This window comes from Endozoicomonas sp. OPT23 (assembly GCF_009653635.1).
Taxonomy (GTDB): Bacteria; Pseudomonadota; Gammaproteobacteria; order Pseudomonadales; family Endozoicomonadaceae; genus Endozoicomonas_A.
This window is the reverse complement of record NZ_PPFD01000007.1, coordinates 445,828-464,069: the sequence shown is the minus strand read 5'-3', so window position 1 is coordinate 464,069 and position 18,242 is coordinate 445,828. Positions and strand designations below refer to the sequence as shown.

Sequence of the window (18,242 nt, the reverse complement as noted above, 5' to 3'; positions counted from 1 at the left end):
TTAGAGAAATAAGATGTCACAGGATATCCATGCTGAACGAATTCTGATTCTGGATTTCGGTTCCCAGTACACTCAGCTGATTGCTCGTCGGGTTCGTGAAATTGGTGTTTATTGCGAGCTGCACCCATGGGATATGGATGAAGCTGATATTCGCGAGTTTGCGCCAAAAGCCGTCATTCTTTCCGGTGGCCCTGAATCTGTAACCGGTGACGACTCTCCAAGAGCACCACAGCTGGTATTTGAACTGGGTGTACCGGTTCTGGGTATTTGCTACGGCATGCAAACCATGGCTGAGCAAATGGGTGGCAAAGTGTCCACTTCCAACCTGCGTGAGTTCGGTTACGCTCAGGTTGATCTGGATAATAAGACTCGCCTGTTTGATGGTATCGAAGACCATATCAATGCTGCGGGTAAAATGAGTCTTGATGTCTGGATGAGCCACGGCGACAAGGTATCCGAATTACCGGAAGGATTTGTAGTTACCGCTTCTACCGATTCCTGCCCGTTTGCGGCCATGGCCAATGAAGAGAAGCAGTTCTATGGTATTCAGTTCCACCCGGAGGTGACTCACACCAAGCAAGGCGGACGTATTCTCGAACGTTTTGTTGTTGAACTGGCTGGCTGCCAGAAACTCTGGACACCAGGGCAGATTATTGAAGACGCGATTGAGCGTGTTCGTGAACAGGTAGGCGACAGAAAGGTTCTGCTGGGTCTGTCCGGTGGTGTGGATTCCAGTGTTGTTGCAGCACTGCTGCACAAGGCTATCGGTGATCAGCTGACCTGTGTATTCGTAGACAATGGTCTGTTGCGTCTGAATGAAGGCGATCAGGTGATGTCTATGTTTGCTGAGAACATGGGTGTCCGTGTAATTCGTGCCGATGCTGAAGAGCTGTTCCTGGGTAAGCTGAAAGGTGTCAGTGATCCGGAAGCCAAGCGAAAGGTGATTGGTAATACCTTTATCGATGTTTTTGATGAGCAGGCAACTGCGATTAAAGACGTAAACTTCCTGGCTCAGGGTACTATCTATCCGGATGTTATCGAGTCTGCCGGTGCCAAGTCCGGTAAAGCCCATGTCATCAAGTCTCACCACAATGTCGGTGGCCTGCCTGATGATATGGAGATGGAGCTGGTAGAACCACTGCGCGAATTGTTTAAAGACGAAGTGCGCAAAATTGGTCTGGAATTGGGTCTGCCATACGACATGGTTTACCGTCATCCATTCCCGGGACCGGGTCTGGGTGTTCGTGTTCTGGCGGAAGTGAAGAAAGAGTACTGCGATATTCTTCGTCAGGCTGACGCGATCTTTATCGAAGAACTGCACAATTCTGGCTGGTACCAAAAGACCAGCCAAGCCTTTGCGGTATTCCTGCCGGTTAAGTCTGTGGGTGTAGTAGGTGACGGTCGTCGCTACGAATACGTGATTGCTCTGCGTGCCGTCGAAACCATCGATTTCATGACTGCTCGCTGGGCGCATCTGCCTTATGAACTTCTAGAGAAGGTGTCTGGTCGAATCATTAACGAGATCGAACATGTGTCCCGTGTGACCTATGATGTTTCCAGTAAGCCGCCTGCGACTATTGAGTGGGAATGATCAAACGGTAGTAATTAACAGGTTAATTTACTGTTTCTAATAATAAAAGCAGTAAATATAGGAGTCGTTTTTATCTTTACAGTTGCCAGGCATTGGCTACTGTGGATAATGGCTCTCTAATCAGGGGTGACGTGGCAGGATGCCGTCGCTACGTCCCTGCCTGTGATCCTCTTTACCGGGAGCTCCACAAGGAGCTTCAGAAGAGAGTAGAGGCGCACCATTTATCAGTAATCCGGAGTAGGGTGACTCCATTGAACAGCCATTGCTGTTCAACAAACCGGATGAAAGGGAAGGGTGCCGAAGTAGACGAGACCGTCATGTTCGTCTGCTGGTGATGCATTTAACAGGTGTATCACTGTCACAGTTTTTACTGTGGAGCGCTACTGGATTCAGTTGTTCAAGAGTCTGCTTACCGGCAGATTCTGAACAGCTAAAAGCAAGAGTCGTATTTTCATACAACTATTACAGACTCTTCCTTTCCTCCATTGCCCTCCTGATCCGACATCATAAGAGTTTTATCAATCGCCCAGATAATGGATTTCTGTGCCTGTTCTGCTCTTATCCAACGAGATCAGTTTTATGGACTTGATAAGTTACGACCAATCTTTTTTATCCTTGCTGGCACCGGCAGTAGCCATTGTGCTCGCTATTGTTACCCGCCATGTGCTGCTTTCTCTGGGGGCGGGCATTCTTACCGGCAGCCTGTTGCTGACCAATTTCAATATCATGCATACTCTGGAGTATCTGGCTAAGGGCTTTCTGGAAGTATTCTGGGATGATGGCCTGAACACCGGCAGTGTTTTTATTCTGCTGTTTCTGGTGATGCTGGGTGTTATCACAACCCTGATTGATGTATCCGGTGGTGCCCGCGCTTTTGGTGACTGGGCGCGTCAGCGAGTGAAAACCCGTCAGGGTTCCCAGCTGCTGACTGTACTGCTGGGTGTGATTATCTTTATCGATGATTACTTCAATGCCCTGGCAGTGGGCAACATTGGTCGCCCACTGACCGATCGTCACGGTGTTTCCCGTGCCAAGCTGGCTTATCTGATCGATTCTACTGCTGCGCCGGTTTGTGTTATTACCCCTATCTCCAGCTGGGGTGCTTATATCATTGCCCTGATTGGCAGTATTCTGGTGGCTCATGAGATTACTGAAATCAGTGCTATTTCCGCCTTTGTCACCATGATTCCAATGAATCTCTATGCAGTGTTCGCGCTGGCTCTGGTGATTTGTACCGCCGCTATGGATCTTAATGTAGGCCCTATGCGAATCCATGAGCGTCGTGCCAAGGCCGGTGAACTGTATGATTGCAAGAAAGGTACTCCCCCTGGTGGTGTGACCATCAGTTCCAGTGAGAAAGGTACGGTAATGGATCTGGTATTGCCGATTCTGGCGCTGGTGATTGCGACTACCGCTTCTCTGATCTGGACTGGTGCAGAAGCTCTGAAAGAATCAGGTACTGCTTTCTCCATTCTGGGTGCCTTCGAAAACACCAATGTTGTGAACTCACTGGTTTATGGTGGTTTAGTGGGACTGCTGTTTACCGCTGTTCGTATGACCCGTCATAAGCTGTCTGCGGATATCTGGGTCAAGGCGATCGTGGAAGGTACCAAATCCATGTTGCCTGCCATTTATATCCTGATCATGGCCTGGGTGCTGGTGGACGTTATTGGCTCGCTGGAAACTGGTGAGTTTCTGGCTGGACTGGTTAAAAGTTCTGAAATTGATCCGGGTTACCTGCCACTGATTATGTTTGTGGTGTCCGGAGCTATGGCCTTTGCTACCGGCACCAGCTGGGGCACTTTCGGCATCATGCTGCCGATTGCCGGTGATATGGCAGCTGCTGCGGAGATAGGTATGATGCTGCCAATGCTGGCCTCTGTTCTGGCCGGTGCGGTATTTGGGGATCACTGCTCCCCGATTTCCGATACCACTATTCTTTCCTCTACCGGTGCCTCCTGCCACCATATTGACCATGTGATGACTCAGCTACCTTATGCTATTGGTATCGCTCTGGTAGCCACTATAGGTTATCTGGTTATGGGTATTACCGACTCGGCTGGTACCGGCTTTATGGCATCCAGTGTTGCCTTTGTTGCTCTGGTTTTGTTGTTCAGGAAGTTATCTGGCTGCAATCAACCCAAGCCGTTGAACAATGCTCTTACGGATTAAGTTGCTGCTGCATAATCCGGCTTCAGGTTTTCATCCCGATTGCCTGAAACCGGATTAAACTGAAAGAAATGGATTTCTTTTCAAGGCACGGATGCTATGAGTTTTGATCATCTTATGAAATCAGTTGCTCAGCGCAATGAGCTGGGCGACCTGGACTTTCGCGATAACCGTTACCACCTCACCATTGATGGCCGTATTGAGCTGACCTGCTTTCAGGCCAATGGTAAATTCTATCTGCACGGTTTGCTTGCAGGTTTACCTGCAGGTGCCAGTGAACGTGAAAAAGTGTTGAGAGATATCATGAAGAAAACGCTGGGTCTTTCCACAACCCAGCGTGTCATTCTCTCTGTAGAGCCTGATCAGGATGCGCTTGCGCTCCATTACTCTTGTAACCTGCAAGGGCTGGATGAAGAGGCTATAGAAGAATCTTTGTCTGAATTTGCCAATAATTTTGAGTATTACACCAGCCTGATTCATCAGGATCAGCTGATGATGCCAGCTATGCCAACCATGATTATGCCTTGAAGGAGTGCTTATGAGTTCTTCTCTGTTTGGTGCACTGGTTTCTTGGTATTCCTACGATAACCGCAGTATTAATGGTCTTCGAAAAGCCAACGAAGATTTTATTCGAGCGGTTATTCGATACAGCAATTTTGATCAGCTTCACCTTTTCTTCCTGCCGGAACAGATTGAACGATTCACAGAAGATAACCGTAACTGGATGCAGCTGTTTGGCGCCGATAAAAAAATATCGCTTATTTCGGTCAATGAGCTGCCAGAGTATCTGGCACAGTATACCTATACAGTCTTTCATCAGGGCGATCATCACCTTGTCCATCTGGCTGAATTGCGCAACCAGTTTTCCGAAACACTCTTTCCTGTAACAGGTAGAGCTCATAGCTTGAGTGATGATCCTTCGCTGTCCAGAGCGCGTGATCTGATTCTTGCTCCGCTGAAAGCCTGTGATGCCATTTTGTGCAGTTCGAGCGCTCAGAAGAAAGTGATGTCCAAACTATTGTCAGCTGCCAGTGCTTCCTTGTCAGATTCTGTAGGCATTGCTGTTCCTTTTTCGGGGCAAGTTTCTTCGCTACCGTTGGGAATGGCCATTACCGAGAGTCGGCAGGATTTTGGGAATCCGGTTAATGGTGTGATGAAGGCTGAGCTTAAAAACAGTCTGGGTCTTGATCGTGCAAAGCCTGTCATTCTCTGTCTTGGGCGAGTTACTGCAGCGGATAAAGTGGATTTACAGCCGCTACTGGTGGCACTGAATAACCTGATTGAGCAGAAAAACAGTCCTGACTTTCAGCTGGTGGTAGCAGGTGCTGGTGACCCGGGTTCGGAAGAAATCAGAATGCTGACGTCTATGGCGTATGAATTAAACCTTGAAGACAGAGTCAGATTCGAGCTGTCCATTGATGAGCCACGTAAACAGATGCTGCTGTCTGCGTCCGATATTTTTGTTTCAATATCAGACAATACTCAGGAAAGCTTTGGGCTGGCTATTGTCGAGGCCATGAAAGCGGGGTTGGCTGTGGTTGCCTCTGACTGGAATGGCCACCGGGATTTAATTGAGCATGGACAGTCGGGCTATCTGATAGAGACACAAACGCTTAACTGTGAGTTATTAAGCCGGCCATTAAGTCTTTTGAATAAGCCAATAGCGAACTTTATTGAAGCGCAAAGCACTGCTGTGAACAGTGAAAAACTGACGGTTACTCTTAGTGAATTATTGGCTGATGAGCAGCTTCGACTGGAGACAGGAGCTGCAGCCAGAAGCAGGGCAGAAGAGTTGTATGACTGGCCTGTTGTTATGGCACAGTACCACGACCTGGTTGATCAGCTTGGGACCAGAACAGAGGGCCAGTATCAAAGCCGCCGTCTTTGCGGAACGCCTTACCTTGACGCTTTTGGCCACTATCCTTCCCACTATCTTCAACAACAAAGCCTATTACAAACCACCGACCGTGGACTGCGGGTTTATCTGGAATCTGAAAGGCATCCGGTTTATAAGCAGCTTCGTTTTCTGTTTGATCAAGAAAACATTCGGACTGTGCTGGAGCAAGCTATTAGTGGGGAGGAGGTGGTTAAGCTTCAGTCACTGATCAAGCGCGACAACGGTGCAGCTGCTGTGCTGGGCTGGATGCTAAAGCACAATCTGTTAAAAACGGTAGACAGCAAGGTACAGAGAAATGTGCCTTACCGGCTCAAACTCCCCGAATATATTGATGACTGCGGAGTCGTTTACCCGGAAAGTATCAGGTCAGAACTCCTAAAGCCTGTTGTCAGTCATTTTGTAGACTGTCTCAGGCAATCTGTTAAGCAGCCTCTTGTCTGCGAGCAATCGCTGGCTCAGTTATTTGCCGGGCATATGGATGTCAGACTGTTTCAGGCTATCTGCTGGTATGGAGAGGAAGAGCAGCTGCTTGACTACCATGAGATGCTTAAGCAGTTGCAAAAAGCGGGAGGGCTCGCAGTCCTCGCAGAACGTTACCCTCTTTGGTTTCGCAATAGCAGGCGACAGTTTATCCGTGAGTTGAAGCAATATCGTCGTCTGTTGACAAGATTCAATAAGAACCTGAGTGATATCAATCGTGTTTTTTTTGCCGATGAGACGCAGGCTGCTGACATTATCGAAGTGAAGTCCCTGTTTTCCGAGCAGGCTGGTCGAGTCTATAAACTTACCCTGAATAGTGGCCAACAGCTTGTCTACAAGGAGCGCAATCTCAGGGTTGATAATGCACTGACTGGCAAGGAAGGTTTGATGGCTAACCTGGCTGGGTGGTTATCGGACTTTCCATGCCCGGTTGTTCACAATATCCTGCCACTGGCTGATGAGCAGGGTGATTTTGGGTTCACAGAATATGTCGAAACAGAATCATCTGTTGCTAGTTATCAGAATTATCAAAAGGCTCTGGGTGCATTAGCGGGTTTTTGTCTTATGAGTGGACAGGGTGATATACACCACTTGAATGTACTGATTAAAAATGGCTTGCCCTGTCTAATTGACGCTGAAGCGCCTTTTCACAACCCCGTGATTATGAGTCTTGCCAGTGAAATCAATAATCCTGAAGCCGCCTTTGCACGGGGACTGAGAGAGTCCAGTCTGGGTCATACCAATCTGCTGGATATCTGGGAATCATTTCATACTTTTAGAGTAAGTCTTTGCAGCCATGAGCTAGTGAATGGCAGTTTGCAGGAAAGTCCTGCACAGCAGTTTCAGGCAGTTACCATTCATTGTCTGCAGCAAGGTGCTCGCCATGTGCTGGATGGCAGGCAACCATCTTTAGCCGTGGTGCATTCAAAATATGTCGAAGAAGGCTTTGAACAAGCGGTTAGAGCGATTATTGCCCATGCTGATTTGTGGTGTCAGGCATTGCAGGGGTTAAGTCAGGAAGCGATCAGTTACAAGCCGAGACTTGACTGTGTGGCGGTCAAGCAGCAATCACGGCACTCCTTTGTTGAGAAGGCATTTCAGCAGTTGTCGCTGAAAGACAGTAATGACTACTTCCGGCGAATGGCTCACAGGATCGCTGGTGCTGCAGAAATCAATCAGCGTTGGCTAGAGCCTCAGTGGCAGGAGCCCTCCAGTAAACTATCGAATGCAGTGTATAAGTCGTTTGTTCGCCAGCATGATATTTATTTTTCCCGGGTTGCCAGCGATCATCCATGCAGCATGCTTGTCAATTCAGGTAAGGGGGGGAAGGTTGTGGAAAACTTTTTTGCTACGAATCCCTGTGATGCTCTGGTAAATCAAGTGGCGGGGCTGGCATCGAACAAGGATAAGCTGGAAGATTTTCTTAAGTGTTATAAGAGCGCTCTTGAGGACTGGTTTAAGAATGACTGCCAGCCAGGTCGAGGACTGGGTCCTGACCATTTGAAAGAAGTCGTTAACAGGAGTGGTTTGAAACCCGAGCAATCAGGGTAATCTGAGAAGTTAATCGACAGGGGCTAGCCCTGACGTATTTCGGCCAGCAGTTCTTCGGCCATCACTTTTGCTTCCGGATCTTTAGTCGCTGCAGCATCAGCCAGAGTGTCTTCGCTTTCCTTGTTACGACCTTCCAGCATCAGCGCTAAACCGATAAAGGCTTTTACAGCGGGGCTGTCAGGATCTTTGGGGATGGCTTCCTTGTGCAGAATTTCCAGAGCTTCCTGGTTCATTTTCTTGTTGATGAAGACAGTAGCAAAACCCAGGCTGGGAAGAACGCTGTCCGGACGAACTTTTTCCAGTGCGCAGAAGATACCGAATGCATGCTTGGACATACCATTGGTAGCCGCCATAAAGCCGATGTCGGCAATGGTTTTGATGGTGTTGTCGCTGACCATGGTTTGGCTCTCCTGTTAGTTCTATCTGGTATCAGAGCTTCTGAATAATACTCTGCAGGGTGTCTTTGATGGATTTGATAATGCTTGATCTCAAACCTTCTACCACCATGTATTTGTTGAACATGACCTGAAATTCCACCATATCTTTGGTGTTGTTCGGGTCCATATCCGAAATCTTGGCTGAAAGTTGTTCGTTCAGTGTATTAGCTGATGCCCCGAGTTTGTCCTGAACATCATCGAAATTGAATGAGGTGTTGGCCATGGTGAACTCCTGTTATCTGTTAACCTTTTCCATGATGTTTGCTCCAGGTCTGCTCAACCACTTCAGCAGCAGCCAGAATGGCGGTAATCATAGAGCTGTTTCGGTCAAATTCGTCCGGCGACAGCCCTTTGTTCTGCTCAGACTTGAGCTGCATGGCTTCATCGACCAGATCTTTTAGCAGCTGCTCGCGTAGGCTACCGTCATCATCGATGATCAGCTGCTCTTCCAGATCCGAGAGGTGTACCTGCTCATTGTTTGCTTTGTGTTCCGCCACGGCTCCCTCCAAGACGATATTTGATCCGGTTGGTACCCTTGGTTAACAGCAGATACTCAAGATTGATCTCTTCAATAACATACCCGTTCGCCAGTTTGGCCCCGATCAGGTATTTGGCACCATCTTCCATTACTACAAAAGGAACTCGTCCCATACTGACTCCGGTGATACTGAGTGATGGACTCAGAGGTCCTGCCACTTTACCGGGTGAGCCTGCGTGCTTGGTAGCAAGCTTGAGCTCTGGGCGGTTGCCATATCTTTTTCTGAACCGGTTAACGATATTATTCAGGTTGTATACCTGTTCATCGTCCAGCAGGTGGCCTTCTAAAGTAATCTGGTTAGGTTTTTGGATAAGATGAATGCGCGGTGCAAGGCCTTTTTCCCTGAGCATCGACTTCAGAGTGTTAACTCGCCCCGTCTGATTCTCTACCTGATCGACAATGGAAACCAGGCCGTGAACTTCCTGCTTCAGCATGGAAACTATCTTGTTCAGCTCTTCAGAACTGCTGACATAACCGGTCATAACCAGCGAGCCTGGGGAATTGTCGAGTTCCAGGCTCAGGGATTTATAGCCTCTGTTGTTGAGAATGGCATCAGCATTGGCACGTAACTCATTCATTATGACCAACTGGGAGGTAAAGGGGATACCTCTTTCCTGCAGAACCCTCTGTAAATTCTGTTTATCGCTGATGGTCATAATGTAGCCGGAGACCAGAATGCTCTTGTCGGGTAGCTCTCTTAGCTTAACGTTTTTCTGTCTGAGCTCTGCCCGGATATTCTTGGCCTGTTGCAGGAAATCGGCGATGTCAGGCTCATCAGACGAGCCTGACAGGCTGAGAATTATGATCGAGAGTAAAACAATCAGTACGCCGACCGGTACGCCAATCAGCCATCGCTTATCAATGCCGGCCAGAGGATTCTCAAAGTCTTCGTCTTCAGAATCATCGTCATCAATTTCCTTAGCGTTATCTGTTGCATTATCTGGCAGAGTGAGAGCTGGCGTCTCATTATCAGAGGCTTCGAGGTCATCAGGAAAGCCCAGATCATCCGGGAATTCGCCACTATCAATTTCATCACCTGAGGGTTGCTCTCCTTCGGGAAGTTCATCTTCCGGTTCAGGTTCTGGTCGTTGTAATTCAGGGAGTGGCTGGTCAGGCCAGTCAGCGTCAGCAGGCCCCAGAGAAAAAAACAGGTTGCTGGAAGTGATAATGTCAAAATGGTTGATCTGAATACTGGAAGGAGCCGGGTTGCCATTCAGATAAAGGTTATTGTTTTGTTCCTGTGAAGAGATGGCGAGCAAGCCATCTTCGGAGATGGTGATAGTGAGTTCAATATCGGCCAGTGAGGCGTCAGAAAGCACCAGATCACTGTCGTCACCTCTGCCCAGGGTATATTGACCTGGCTCCAGAGGGATCTCGGCACCCAGATGGTTTCCCGAGAGAATTTTCAGGTAAAACTCACTCATGGCCAGCTTCCGTTCCGGCTGTAAGTGTTCATATACAGAACTTACAAGACCTCAGCCTGCCTCGGGCAGGCAAAGTACTGATGACTATTCGATTCAGTATGTCTGAACACCTAATATGTGCAGTGCATCTTTATAAGACTATTTGAATCTATTTATCATTACCAGTAATGATTTTTTGAGTGAAAATGACTGAAATTGTTAAAAAAACTATAAAAATACATGAAAATGCTGGCAAAATGGCTTCTGCTTCGGCACGGTTAACAGAGTTAAATACCTGACTTCAGCAATAGGCAAAAGCTGCTTTTTGCGAATAAACGACTAAAAAGAACAACAAGAAAAAACAAGAGAGTTGGCACTATGGAAGCATCCTTCTGGCAGGGCAAGCGCCCGGCAGGCGTAGAAGATACCATTAATCCGGATATGTACCCCAATCTGGTCAGTATTATCGATGACCTGTTGTGTCGTCACTCAGACCGTCCGGCGTTTACCGGTATAGGCCACACCCTGAGCTTTGCTGATCTTGATCGTTACAGTCAGCAATTTGCCAACTATCTAAAAGAGTGCACCAATCTTCAGCCTGGAGACCGCATTGCCATACAGATGCCTAACCTGCTGCAATATCCCATTGCAGCCTATGGCGCTATTCGTGCTGGACTGACTATTGTAAATACTAACCCGCTTTATACTGCCCGGGAGATGTTGCACCAGTTCAATGACTCCGGAGCCAAAGCTTTGGTCTTTATGGATAACTTCGGTCATCTGGTTGAAGAAGTTATTGCAGAGACAAAGATTGAACATCTGATTGTCACCCGTGTTGCAGATATGCTGCCAACGCCTAAAAGGCAGTTGATTAACTTTGCAGCCAAACACATTAAAAAAATGGTGCAGCCGTTTAACCTGCCAAAGGCTGTTGGTTTCAGGGATGCATTGAATAAAGGCTCTACCTATTCCTACAAAACGCTGGAGAACCCACCTTCCAGCGATATGCCTGCTGTATTGCAGTACACCGGTGGTACAACGGGAGTGGCGAAAGGCGCGGAGCTGACTCAGCGAAACCTGATTGCCAATATGCTGCAGGCAAAAGTTATGCTGTCACAGCATAACGAAGAAGGCAGGCCGGTTCAGGAGGAGGGAAATGAAATCATCATTGCGCCTCTGCCTCTTTATCATATTTATGCGTTCACAGTGCACCTGCTTTGTATGCCATTGATGGGTAACCAGAGCGTTCTGATTGCCAATCCCAGAGATACCAAAACCTTTATCAAGTTTATAAAGCCCTGGCAGTTTACCGGCTTTATTGGTTTGAATACTCTGTTCGTCAGTCTGATGAATCATCCGGACTTCCTAGAGTGTGACTTTAGTCGTCTGAAATTGACGCTCTCCGGCGGTACAGCTTTGCAGCATGAAACCGGTGTGCGCTGGCATAAAGTTACCGGTTGTCATGTATCGGAAGCTTATGGTTTGACCGAATGTTCACCTGCGGTTTGTATGAACCCGTTTGGCCCAACGTCTCAGCTGGGAACGGCGGGGTTGCCAGTATCAAGTACCGAGCTGAAAGTGCTGGATGAAAACGGTAATGAGATGGGTATTGGTGAACGTGGCGAGCTGTGTGTCAAAGGCCCGCAGGTCATGAAAGGATACTGGGGCAGGGAGGAAGCTACTGCTGAAGTACTTGGAGCTGATGGCTGGTTGAAGACCGGTGATGTCGCCATTATTAAAGAAGATGGATTTGTTCAGATAGTGGATCGCCTGAAAGATATGATTCTGGTTTCCGGCTTTAATGTTTATCCCAATGAAATTGAGGATATTGTTGCCGGTTTTGATCGGGTCGAAAACTGTGCTGCCATTGGTTTACCGGATGATGTAACCGGAGAACGTATCAAGCTGTTTGTCATCCCATCTGATGATGGTCTGACAAAGGAAGATGTTCAGTCCTACTGCCGTGAGCATCTAACGGCTTATAAAGTGCCTAAGGATATTGAATTTCGTGATGAGTTGCCTATGACACCAGTAGGTAAGATTCTAAGAAAGGATCTTCGTGCTGAGGCGATTGCTCAAGGCTGATCTGGGTTCAGGATGTTCACACTGTCGGAAACAATCAATGACTGGTTGTTTCCGGTTTAGCTCTGCTGCTCTGCTTACCTGCTTTATCTTCGGGAAAATACTTCAGTATCAGTGACTGCTCACCTTGAAGTGCAGCTCTTGCTTCTTCCTGTTCGGCTGGAACAATATTAGTCGACTGAACTCGCATAAATCGAATGTTAGCCTCAAACCAGAACCACTCTTTCTGTTCTGTCATGCATAAGGCTTTAGCCGTATAGCTCAGTGATGGGATCATCGGAATGCCGGGAATGGCCCGCAGTTCTTTCAATACAACCTCAGAGTCGGGGCAGCTGTATGTCACCTTGTTATACCGTCGCTCAAAGCGGCTGTATGTATTGGCAATCAGCTGATTAGCAATCTTGTTCTGGCGTACGCTCAGCTGGTAGAGAGCAAGCAGGCAAATGATGAGGAGAATAATGCTTTCCATGAAGATACCTCTGGACAATGGTATATATCTCTAGCGTCCAGAATGGTTATTTCTAAACCCTGCTTTTTGTAAAAAAGTGCTGTCGAATGGGCCGTTCGTCAGCACTTCGAATGAGGTGCTATAAAGCCCAGTCTGCCAGCATTTGTTTGGCGATGGGGCGATAGGCATCCTTACCATAAACGGCGTCTATCAGAGCCAGACTGAATGCCATGGCACACCCCGGCCCCTGAGCGGTAATTACTTTCTTTTTGGCATCCACTACCACCGGATCACCGGGCTGGGCAAGAGCCCCTTCAAGCTGATCAAAAAAGCTGGGATAACAGGTGGCTCTGACGTTATCCAGTAATGAGTGGTGTGCCAGTACCACGGCTGAAGCCGCGCATATGGCTGCATACCAGCGGCCCGCAGCTTGTTGTCTGGCCAGCAGTTCGGTCAGAGGTTGGCAGTCCCGGAGATGGGCGGAACCAGGCATGCCACCGGGAAGAGCAATAAGGTGGTAGTTATTTTCAGTGCAGTGTTCGATATGACAGTCAGCGATGAAGCGAATGCCTCTGGAGGCTTCGATCTCCAGAGAGTGATCAGTTGTGCAGGCAGCAATGGTAACCTGGGCTCCAGCCCGTCTGAGGGTATCAATAATAGTAACGGCTTCTATCTCTTCGCAGCCATGTGCAACGGGTACCAGTATCTGCCTTGGCATAGTTAACCTCTTAATGGTCAGCTTGTTAACTGGCAGGTGACGAAGCCAAACAAAAGCTTCGCTTGGGTGGTCACCAGATCCTGAAATTTCACACAAAGACTAGCTATGATCGACAAGAAAGCCAGTGCCAGAGATTAAAGAGGCGGTAAAAGGTAAGGAAAAAAAAGAGAGGAATTGAATAAGCCTCTAAGGCTTATTCATTAATATCAACAACACTGTTGATATGAGCTTGATTCAGAAGGGCATAACCTTCGCTGTAACCGCGATGGTAATCAGAGACCAGTCTTGTTCGGTTACGAGTACTGCGTGTACAGGCCAGCTTCGATTGCGGTGCAATTTCCGTAATACGAATACCCTGCTGTTTGAGTTGTTCGATCTGGTCAAGGCTGTCGTTATAAATTCGATACTGTTCCCGAATCAGCTGAGCCAGTTCAGGTTGTTTGCGAAACTGCCAGGCCATCAGTCGGTTGGCTGAAGAAGGCGTCTTTCGATAATTGCTTTCCCGGGTTCGAATCAGAACGATATGCTGGTGGCCATCTTCGACGGCTTTCATGATTGGCAGAGGGTCAGCCATAGTCCCGTCCACCAGTTGCCGGCCATCAATGTCTATGGGCTGACGGTAGATCATGGGCAGGGCACTGGATGCTTTCAGCATTTCGAAGAGCTGATCCAGATCGGAATGCTCATCTATGCGGTGATAAACCGGATAGCCTGTATTGGAGCAGGTCGTAACAATGGTAAAGGATTTGCCTTTAAGGCTCTGCAGAAACTTTCCCTGATCCAGGTATAGGCGGCCAATGCGATCAAAAAACCAGTCCAGATCGAAGAGGTTTCCGCCTTTCAGGTGACGTTTGATACTGATGAATTTCGGATCAAGACAAGCGCCGGTATAAATGTCCAGATTACGACCACGTTGGGCATTTATAAAGGAGAGAAGGTTCAGAGCGCCGGCTGAAACACCGTAGTAGGCATCAAAATTGCGATGTCGTTTATCGAGAAAAGCATCAAGCACGCCAGCAGAAAAAACACCGCGCATACCGCCACCTTCAACAATCAGAGCAGTTTTTACCGGAGTATTCTCGGAGATATCGCAGGAAGAGGTGCTGTGCATAGGGCCAGATAAAAATAAAGCCGGATAAACCGGCTTATATTTGTTTGGTAGCGGGAGCCAGATTCGAACTGACGACCTTCGGGTTATGAGCCCGACGAGCTACCAGGCTGCTCCATCCCGCATCGAAACTTGTAGAACCCGACTCTGGTAATAACTGCCGTGTTCATTGTCTTTTAAAATTAATTGGTAGCGGGAGCCAGATTCGAACTGACGACCTTCGGGTTATGAGCCCGACGAGCTACCAGGCTGCTCCATCCCGCACCGAAACTTATAGAACTCGACTCTGGTAATAACTGTCGTGTTCGTTATTTTCTCACAATTAGTTGGTAGCGGGAGCCAGATTCGAACTGACGACCTTCGGGTTATGAGCCCGACGAGCTACCAGGCTGCTCCATCCCGCACCGAAACTTATAGAACTCGACTCTGGTAATAACTGCCGTGTTCATTGTCTTTTAAAATTAATTGGTAGCGGGAGCCAGATTCGAACTGACGACCTTCGGGTTATGAGCCCGACGAGCTACCAGGCTGCTCCATCCCGCACCGAAACTTATAGAACACGACGCTGGTAATGAATGTCGTATTCGTTGTCTTCTTACAATTAATTGGTAGCGGGAGCCAGATTCGAACTGACGACCTTCGGGTTATGAGCCCGACGAGCTACCAGGCTGCTCCATCCCGCACCGAAACTTATAGAACACGACGCTGGTAATAAATGTCGTGTTCGTTGTCTTCTTACAATTAATTGGTAGCGGGAGCCAGATTCGAACTGACGACCTTCGGGTTATGAGCCCGACGAGCTACCAGGCTGCTCCATCCCGCACCGAAACCTGTAGAACCCGACCCTGATAAATAATGTCGTGTTCGTTGTATTTACATAACTATTTATAGAAACTGATTTCAGTAAATAGTTGGTAGCGGGAGCCAGATTCGAACTGACGACCTTCGGGTTATGAGCCCGACGAGCTACCAGACTGCTCCATCCCGCACCGAAACTCTGTAGAACACGACGCTGGTAATAAATGTCGTATTCGTTGTATTCACATAGCTATTTAAAGAAGCTGTTTATAGTAACCACTTTCAATAAATAGTTGGTAGCGGGAGCCAGATTCGAACTGACGACCTTCGGGTTATGAGCCCGACGAGCTACCAGGCTGCTCCATCCCGCACCTGAAATCTGAAGCTCTCAGATATCCTTTCGTTGATTGGTAGCGAGGGCCGGATTCGCTCCACCCCTGCTTCAACGAGGAGCGCATATTAGGAACGATCATGCTCAAAGTCAACCGATTAATGAGCGAGGTACGGTTTTAAATTTCCAGTACGTATATTTTCCAGTAAGCGAGAAATAGGAGTGATGACAAAGGTTTACTTTTCAAAGGTAATAAAAAAGGCTGATGCAATTCTGAACTGCATCAGCCTTTTATTAACTCGCTATTGATCAGCCAGCCAATGTACGTTCCTTGATCAGGTGATCAACAACACCCGGGTCAGCCAGAGTGGAAGTGTCACCCAGAGTATCGTACTCGGAAGCAGCAATCTTGCGCAGAATACGACGCATGATCTTGCCGGAACGGGTCTTTGGCAGACCTGGCGCCCACTGGATGATATCCGGTGTCGCAATCGGACCAATCTCGTGACGAACCCACTGACGCAGAGTCTTTTTCAACTCATCAGTGTATTCAGTGCCGGTATTCAGGGTGACATAGACATAGATACCCTGACCTTTGATGTCATGCGGGAAGCCAACCACTGCCGCTTCAGCAACAGTCTCATGGGCGACCAGTGCGGATTCAATTTCAGCCGTACCCATACGGTGACCGGAAACGTTCAGCACGTCATCGACACGGCCGGTAATCCAGTAGTAACCGTCTTCATCACGGCGTGCGCCGTCACCGGTGGTGTACATGGCACGGAAGGTTTTGAAGTAGGTCTGAACAAAGCGATCGTGATCTCCATAAACAGTACGAGCCTGGCCAGGCCAGCTGTCCAGAATAACCAGATTGCCTTCCACATTGTTGCCTTCAACAATCAAACCTTCGTTATCAACCAAAGCGGGTTTAACACCGAAGAATGGGCGGGTTGCAGAACCTGGCTTCAGGTCAGTTGCGCCTGGCAGAGGCGTCAGCATGGCGCCACCGGTTTCTGTCTGCCACCAGGTGTCTACAATCTGGCAACGCTCACCACCGATGGTGCTGTAATACCAGTTCCAGGCTTCAGGATTGATCGGTTCGCCTACCGTTCCCAGTAGACGCAGGCTGGAACGATCAGTGCCTGCAACGGCTTTTTCACCTTCTGCCATCAGAGAGCGGATAGCGGTAGGCGCGGTATAAAGAATGTTGACCTTATGCTTATCAACAATCTTGCTCATGCGATTGATTTCGGGGTAGTTCGGCACGCCTTCATGAATAACCTGAGTGGCACCATTCAATAGTGGGCCATAGGTTACATAGCTGTGACCGGTTACCCAGCCGACATCTGCCGTACACCAGAAGACTTCACCATCCTGATAATCAAACACATATTCGTGAGTCATGGAGGCATAAACCAGATAGCCACCTGTGGTGTGTACGACACCTTTGGGTGTTCCGGTAGAGCCGGAGGTATAGAGAATGAATAGCGGGTCTTCTGCTTTCATCTCGGCGGCAACACAGTATGGATTGCACAGAGCGACCAGCTCATTCCAGCAGACATCACGGCCTTCCTGCCAGGAAGTTTTGGCGCCGGTATGACGGTACATGATGACTTTTTCTACGGAGGTGATTTCGCCGTGGCTGCTCAGTGCTTCATCAACATTGTCTTTCAGGTGAACATGTTTGCCGGCACGCACGCCCTCATCGCAGGTAACAACGACTTTGGCATTGGAGTCTTTAACTCGGCCGGCCAGAGCTTCCGGAGAGAAGCCACCGAATACGACGGAATGAACAGCACCGATACGGGTACAGGCCAGCATGGCAACCACAGACTCAACAATCATTGGCATGTAGATAGCGACGACATCACCACGGCGCACGCCCTGACTCATCAAACCGTTAGCAAAGCGACAAACCATTTCATGGAGTTCGCGGTAAGTGATTTTGCGAGCTTCATCGGTCTCTTCATCCGGTTCCCAGATCAGGGCAATTTGATTGCCGCGGGTTTCCAGATGGCGATCGAGGCAGTTGTAGGAAGCGTTGGTGGTACCGTCGTAGAACCAGCGAATGTCGAGGCTGCGATCGTCAAACGATACTTTTTTAACTTTGGTGTAAGGCTTGAACCAGTCGATGCGCTGACCGTGTTCTCTCCAGAAGGTGACAGGGTCAACAACAGACTGCTGGTACATTTCCAGATAACGCTTGTTATCGACGTGGGTGTTTTCGAGAGCGGATTCCGTCACCGGATAAACACTGGTTGTCATAAGCTGTCCTTGATTTCTTCTTGTTGTTTTTTAAGGCTGTGAGCATCTACAAATTTTCAGATGCCGAGTGCCACTATTTTTATTATTTGGGTTTTATTGTTCAGACTGCATCAAGTGGGCTTTTCACTAAGGCAGTTTCGATCATGCTTGCGCCTTCAATCATGCATTCACAGAGCATTCAAAAATATCGTGTGTAAAGAGCTGGTGCGCAAAAGTATAACCGGCGTCTTGTGAGTCATCTTAAAAGGATCGTCATTCCATTAAATTAGACTTTGGTATTGTCTAACCGGAAGCGGTAATGCTCAAGCAGAAATTTATGACTTAAAAAGGACAGGGGAGCATCCCCTGTCAAGAGCACGATTCGTTAAGCTGGAACGCTTGTATTCAGGGCAGTATGGTTTCAAATGAATGCATTTTGATCACCCC

General features: G+C 48.3%; 13 protein-coding genes, 8 tRNA genes and 1 riboswitch. Of the genes, 5 read left to right on the top strand and 16 right to left on the bottom strand.

Annotation, left to right across the window (positions count from 1 at the left end; genetic code table 11):
* Positions 1–13: 13 nt before the first annotated feature.
* The 4 genes from guaA to EOPP23_RS18900 all read left to right on the top strand — a co-directional run bounded on the left by guaA (position 14) and on the right by EOPP23_RS18900 (position 7,688).
* Entirely contained in the window at positions 14–1,591 is a 1,578-nt protein-coding gene (guaA, locus tag EOPP23_RS18915; protein ID WP_153767541.1) for a glutamine-hydrolyzing GMP synthase, read from the top strand.
* A gap of 199 nt (positions 1,592–1,790) precedes the next feature.
* Positions 1,791–1,982, top strand: a riboswitch (Lysine riboswitch).
* A 188-nt stretch (positions 1,983–2,170) separates the two neighbouring features.
* Complete coding sequence (locus EOPP23_RS18910; protein WP_153767540.1) at positions 2,171–3,763, top strand: Na+/H+ antiporter NhaC family protein; 1,593 nt, start codon at positions 2,171–2,173, stop codon at positions 3,761–3,763.
* A gap of 114 nt (positions 3,764–3,877) precedes the next feature.
* Positions 3,878–4,288: a CesT family type III secretion system chaperone gene (locus EOPP23_RS18905; RefSeq protein WP_255471737.1), complete on the top strand. Its 411-nt coding sequence runs from the start codon at positions 3,878–3,880 to the stop codon at positions 4,286–4,288.
* Positions 4,289–4,298: 10 nt separating this feature from the next.
* Positions 4,299–7,688: a glycosyltransferase gene (locus EOPP23_RS18900; RefSeq protein ID WP_153767538.1), complete on the top strand. Its 3,390-nt coding sequence runs from the start codon at positions 4,299–4,301 to the stop codon at positions 7,686–7,688.
* Between the two features lie 23 nt (positions 7,689–7,711).
* On the opposite strand, the gene EOPP23_RS18895 is transcribed toward EOPP23_RS18900, so the two are convergent.
* Genes EOPP23_RS18895 through sctD form a run of 4 tightly spaced genes read right to left on the bottom strand, consistent with a single transcriptional unit; the run spans position 7,712 to position 10,087 of the window.
* Positions 7,712–8,086, bottom strand: coding sequence for a M48 family metallopeptidase (locus tag EOPP23_RS18895; protein WP_153767537.1), 375 nt, complete (start codon positions 8,084–8,086; stop codon positions 7,712–7,714).
* Between the two features lie 31 nt (positions 8,087–8,117).
* Entirely contained in the window at positions 8,118–8,348 is a 231-nt protein-coding gene (gene sctF / locus EOPP23_RS18890; protein ID WP_153767536.1) for a type III secretion system needle filament subunit SctF, read from the bottom strand.
* Between the two features lie 19 nt (positions 8,349–8,367).
* On the bottom strand, positions 8,368–8,622 hold the full coding sequence (locus tag EOPP23_RS18885) for an EscE/YscE/SsaE family type III secretion system needle protein co-chaperone (protein ID WP_194842677.1): 255 nt from the start codon (positions 8,620–8,622) through the stop codon (positions 8,368–8,370).
* Positions 8,597–10,087 carry a type III secretion system inner membrane ring subunit SctD gene (gene sctD, locus EOPP23_RS18880; RefSeq protein WP_153767534.1) on the bottom strand — a complete coding sequence of 497 codons (1,491 nt, stop codon included), beginning with the start codon at positions 10,085–10,087 and terminating at the stop codon, positions 8,597–8,599. The genes EOPP23_RS18885 and sctD overlap by 26 nt, the downstream gene beginning before the upstream one ends.
* A gap of 357 nt (positions 10,088–10,444) precedes the next feature.
* Here sctD and EOPP23_RS18875 point away from each other — a divergent pair, with 357 nt between their 5' ends.
* On the top strand, positions 10,445–12,151 hold the full coding sequence (locus EOPP23_RS18875; RefSeq protein WP_153767533.1) for an AMP-binding protein: 1,707 nt from the start codon (positions 10,445–10,447) through the stop codon (positions 12,149–12,151).
* 34 nt (positions 12,152–12,185) lie between these two features.
* On the opposite strand, the gene EOPP23_RS18870 is transcribed toward EOPP23_RS18875, so the two are convergent.
* The 12 genes from EOPP23_RS18870 to acs form a co-directional block, all read right to left on the bottom strand.
* Positions 12,186–12,617, bottom strand: a complete 432-nt coding sequence (locus EOPP23_RS18870) for a hypothetical protein (RefSeq protein WP_153767532.1) — start codon at positions 12,615–12,617, stop codon at positions 12,186–12,188.
* 118 nt (positions 12,618–12,735) lie between these two features.
* Complete coding sequence (locus EOPP23_RS18865) at positions 12,736–13,314, bottom strand: DJ-1 family glyoxalase III (protein WP_153767531.1); 579 nt, start codon at positions 13,312–13,314, stop codon at positions 12,736–12,738.
* A 193-nt stretch (positions 13,315–13,507) separates the two neighbouring features.
* Positions 13,508–14,425, bottom strand: coding sequence for a patatin family protein (locus tag EOPP23_RS18860; protein ID WP_153767530.1), 918 nt, complete (start codon positions 14,423–14,425; stop codon positions 13,508–13,510).
* 45 nt (positions 14,426–14,470) lie between these two features.
* Positions 14,471–14,547, bottom strand: a tRNA-Met gene (locus EOPP23_RS18855).
* Between the two features lie 62 nt (positions 14,548–14,609).
* Positions 14,610–14,686 (bottom strand) — tRNA-Met (locus EOPP23_RS18850).
* 63 nt (positions 14,687–14,749) lie between these two features.
* Positions 14,750–14,826, bottom strand: a tRNA-Met gene (locus EOPP23_RS18845).
* 62 nt (positions 14,827–14,888) lie between these two features.
* Positions 14,889–14,965: transfer RNA gene (locus EOPP23_RS18840), tRNA-Met, on the bottom strand.
* 63 nt (positions 14,966–15,028) lie between these two features.
* A tRNA-Met gene (locus EOPP23_RS18835) sits at positions 15,029–15,105 on the bottom strand.
* Between the two features lie 63 nt (positions 15,106–15,168).
* Positions 15,169–15,245: transfer RNA gene (locus EOPP23_RS18830), tRNA-Met, on the bottom strand.
* Positions 15,246–15,334: 89 nt separating this feature from the next.
* Positions 15,335–15,411 (bottom strand) — tRNA-Met (locus tag EOPP23_RS18825).
* 103 nt (positions 15,412–15,514) lie between these two features.
* A tRNA-Met gene (locus tag EOPP23_RS18820) sits at positions 15,515–15,591 on the bottom strand.
* Between the two features lie 269 nt (positions 15,592–15,860).
* Positions 15,861–17,816 (bottom strand): acetate--CoA ligase, encoded by a 1,956-nt coding sequence (acs, locus tag EOPP23_RS18815; RefSeq protein WP_153767529.1) that lies wholly within the window; start codon positions 17,814–17,816, stop codon positions 15,861–15,863.
* Positions 17,817–18,242: the final 426 nt, after the last annotated feature.

Bases quoted from the DNA above. Each gene is read 5' to 3' on its own strand.
- EOPP23_RS18900 (WP_153767538.1), top strand. From the start codon at position 4,299: ATGAGTTCTTCTCTGTTTGGTGCACTGGTTTCTTGGTATTCCTACGAT.
- guaA (WP_153767541.1), top strand. From the start codon at position 14: ATGTCACAGGATATCCATGCTGAACGAATTCTGATTCTGGATTTCGGT.
- EOPP23_RS18870 (WP_153767532.1), bottom strand. From the start codon at position 12,617: ATGGAAAGCATTATTCTCCTCATCATTTGCCTGCTTGCTCTCTACCAG.
- EOPP23_RS18875 (WP_153767533.1), top strand. From the start codon at position 10,445: ATGGAAGCATCCTTCTGGCAGGGCAAGCGCCCGGCAGGCGTAGAAGAT.
- EOPP23_RS18895 (WP_153767537.1), bottom strand. From the start codon at position 8,086: ATGGTCAGCGACAACACCATCAAAACCATTGCCGACATCGGCTTTATG.
- sctF (WP_153767536.1), bottom strand. From the start codon at position 8,348: ATGGCCAACACCTCATTCAATTTCGATGATGTTCAGGACAAACTCGGG.
- EOPP23_RS18910 (WP_153767540.1), top strand. From the start codon at position 2,171: ATGGACTTGATAAGTTACGACCAATCTTTTTTATCCTTGCTGGCACCG.
- sctD (WP_153767534.1), bottom strand. From the start codon at position 10,087: ATGAGTGAGTTTTACCTGAAAATTCTCTCGGGAAACCATCTGGGTGCC.
- EOPP23_RS18860 (WP_153767530.1), bottom strand. From the start codon at position 14,425: ATGCACAGCACCTCTTCCTGCGATATCTCCGAGAATACTCCGGTAAAA.
- EOPP23_RS18905 (WP_255471737.1), top strand. From the start codon at position 3,878: ATGAAATCAGTTGCTCAGCGCAATGAGCTGGGCGACCTGGACTTTCGC.
- acs (WP_153767529.1), bottom strand. From the start codon at position 17,816: ATGACAACCAGTGTTTATCCGGTGACGGAATCCGCTCTCGAAAACACC.
- EOPP23_RS18865 (WP_153767531.1), bottom strand. From the start codon at position 13,314: ATGCCAAGGCAGATACTGGTACCCGTTGCACATGGCTGCGAAGAGATA.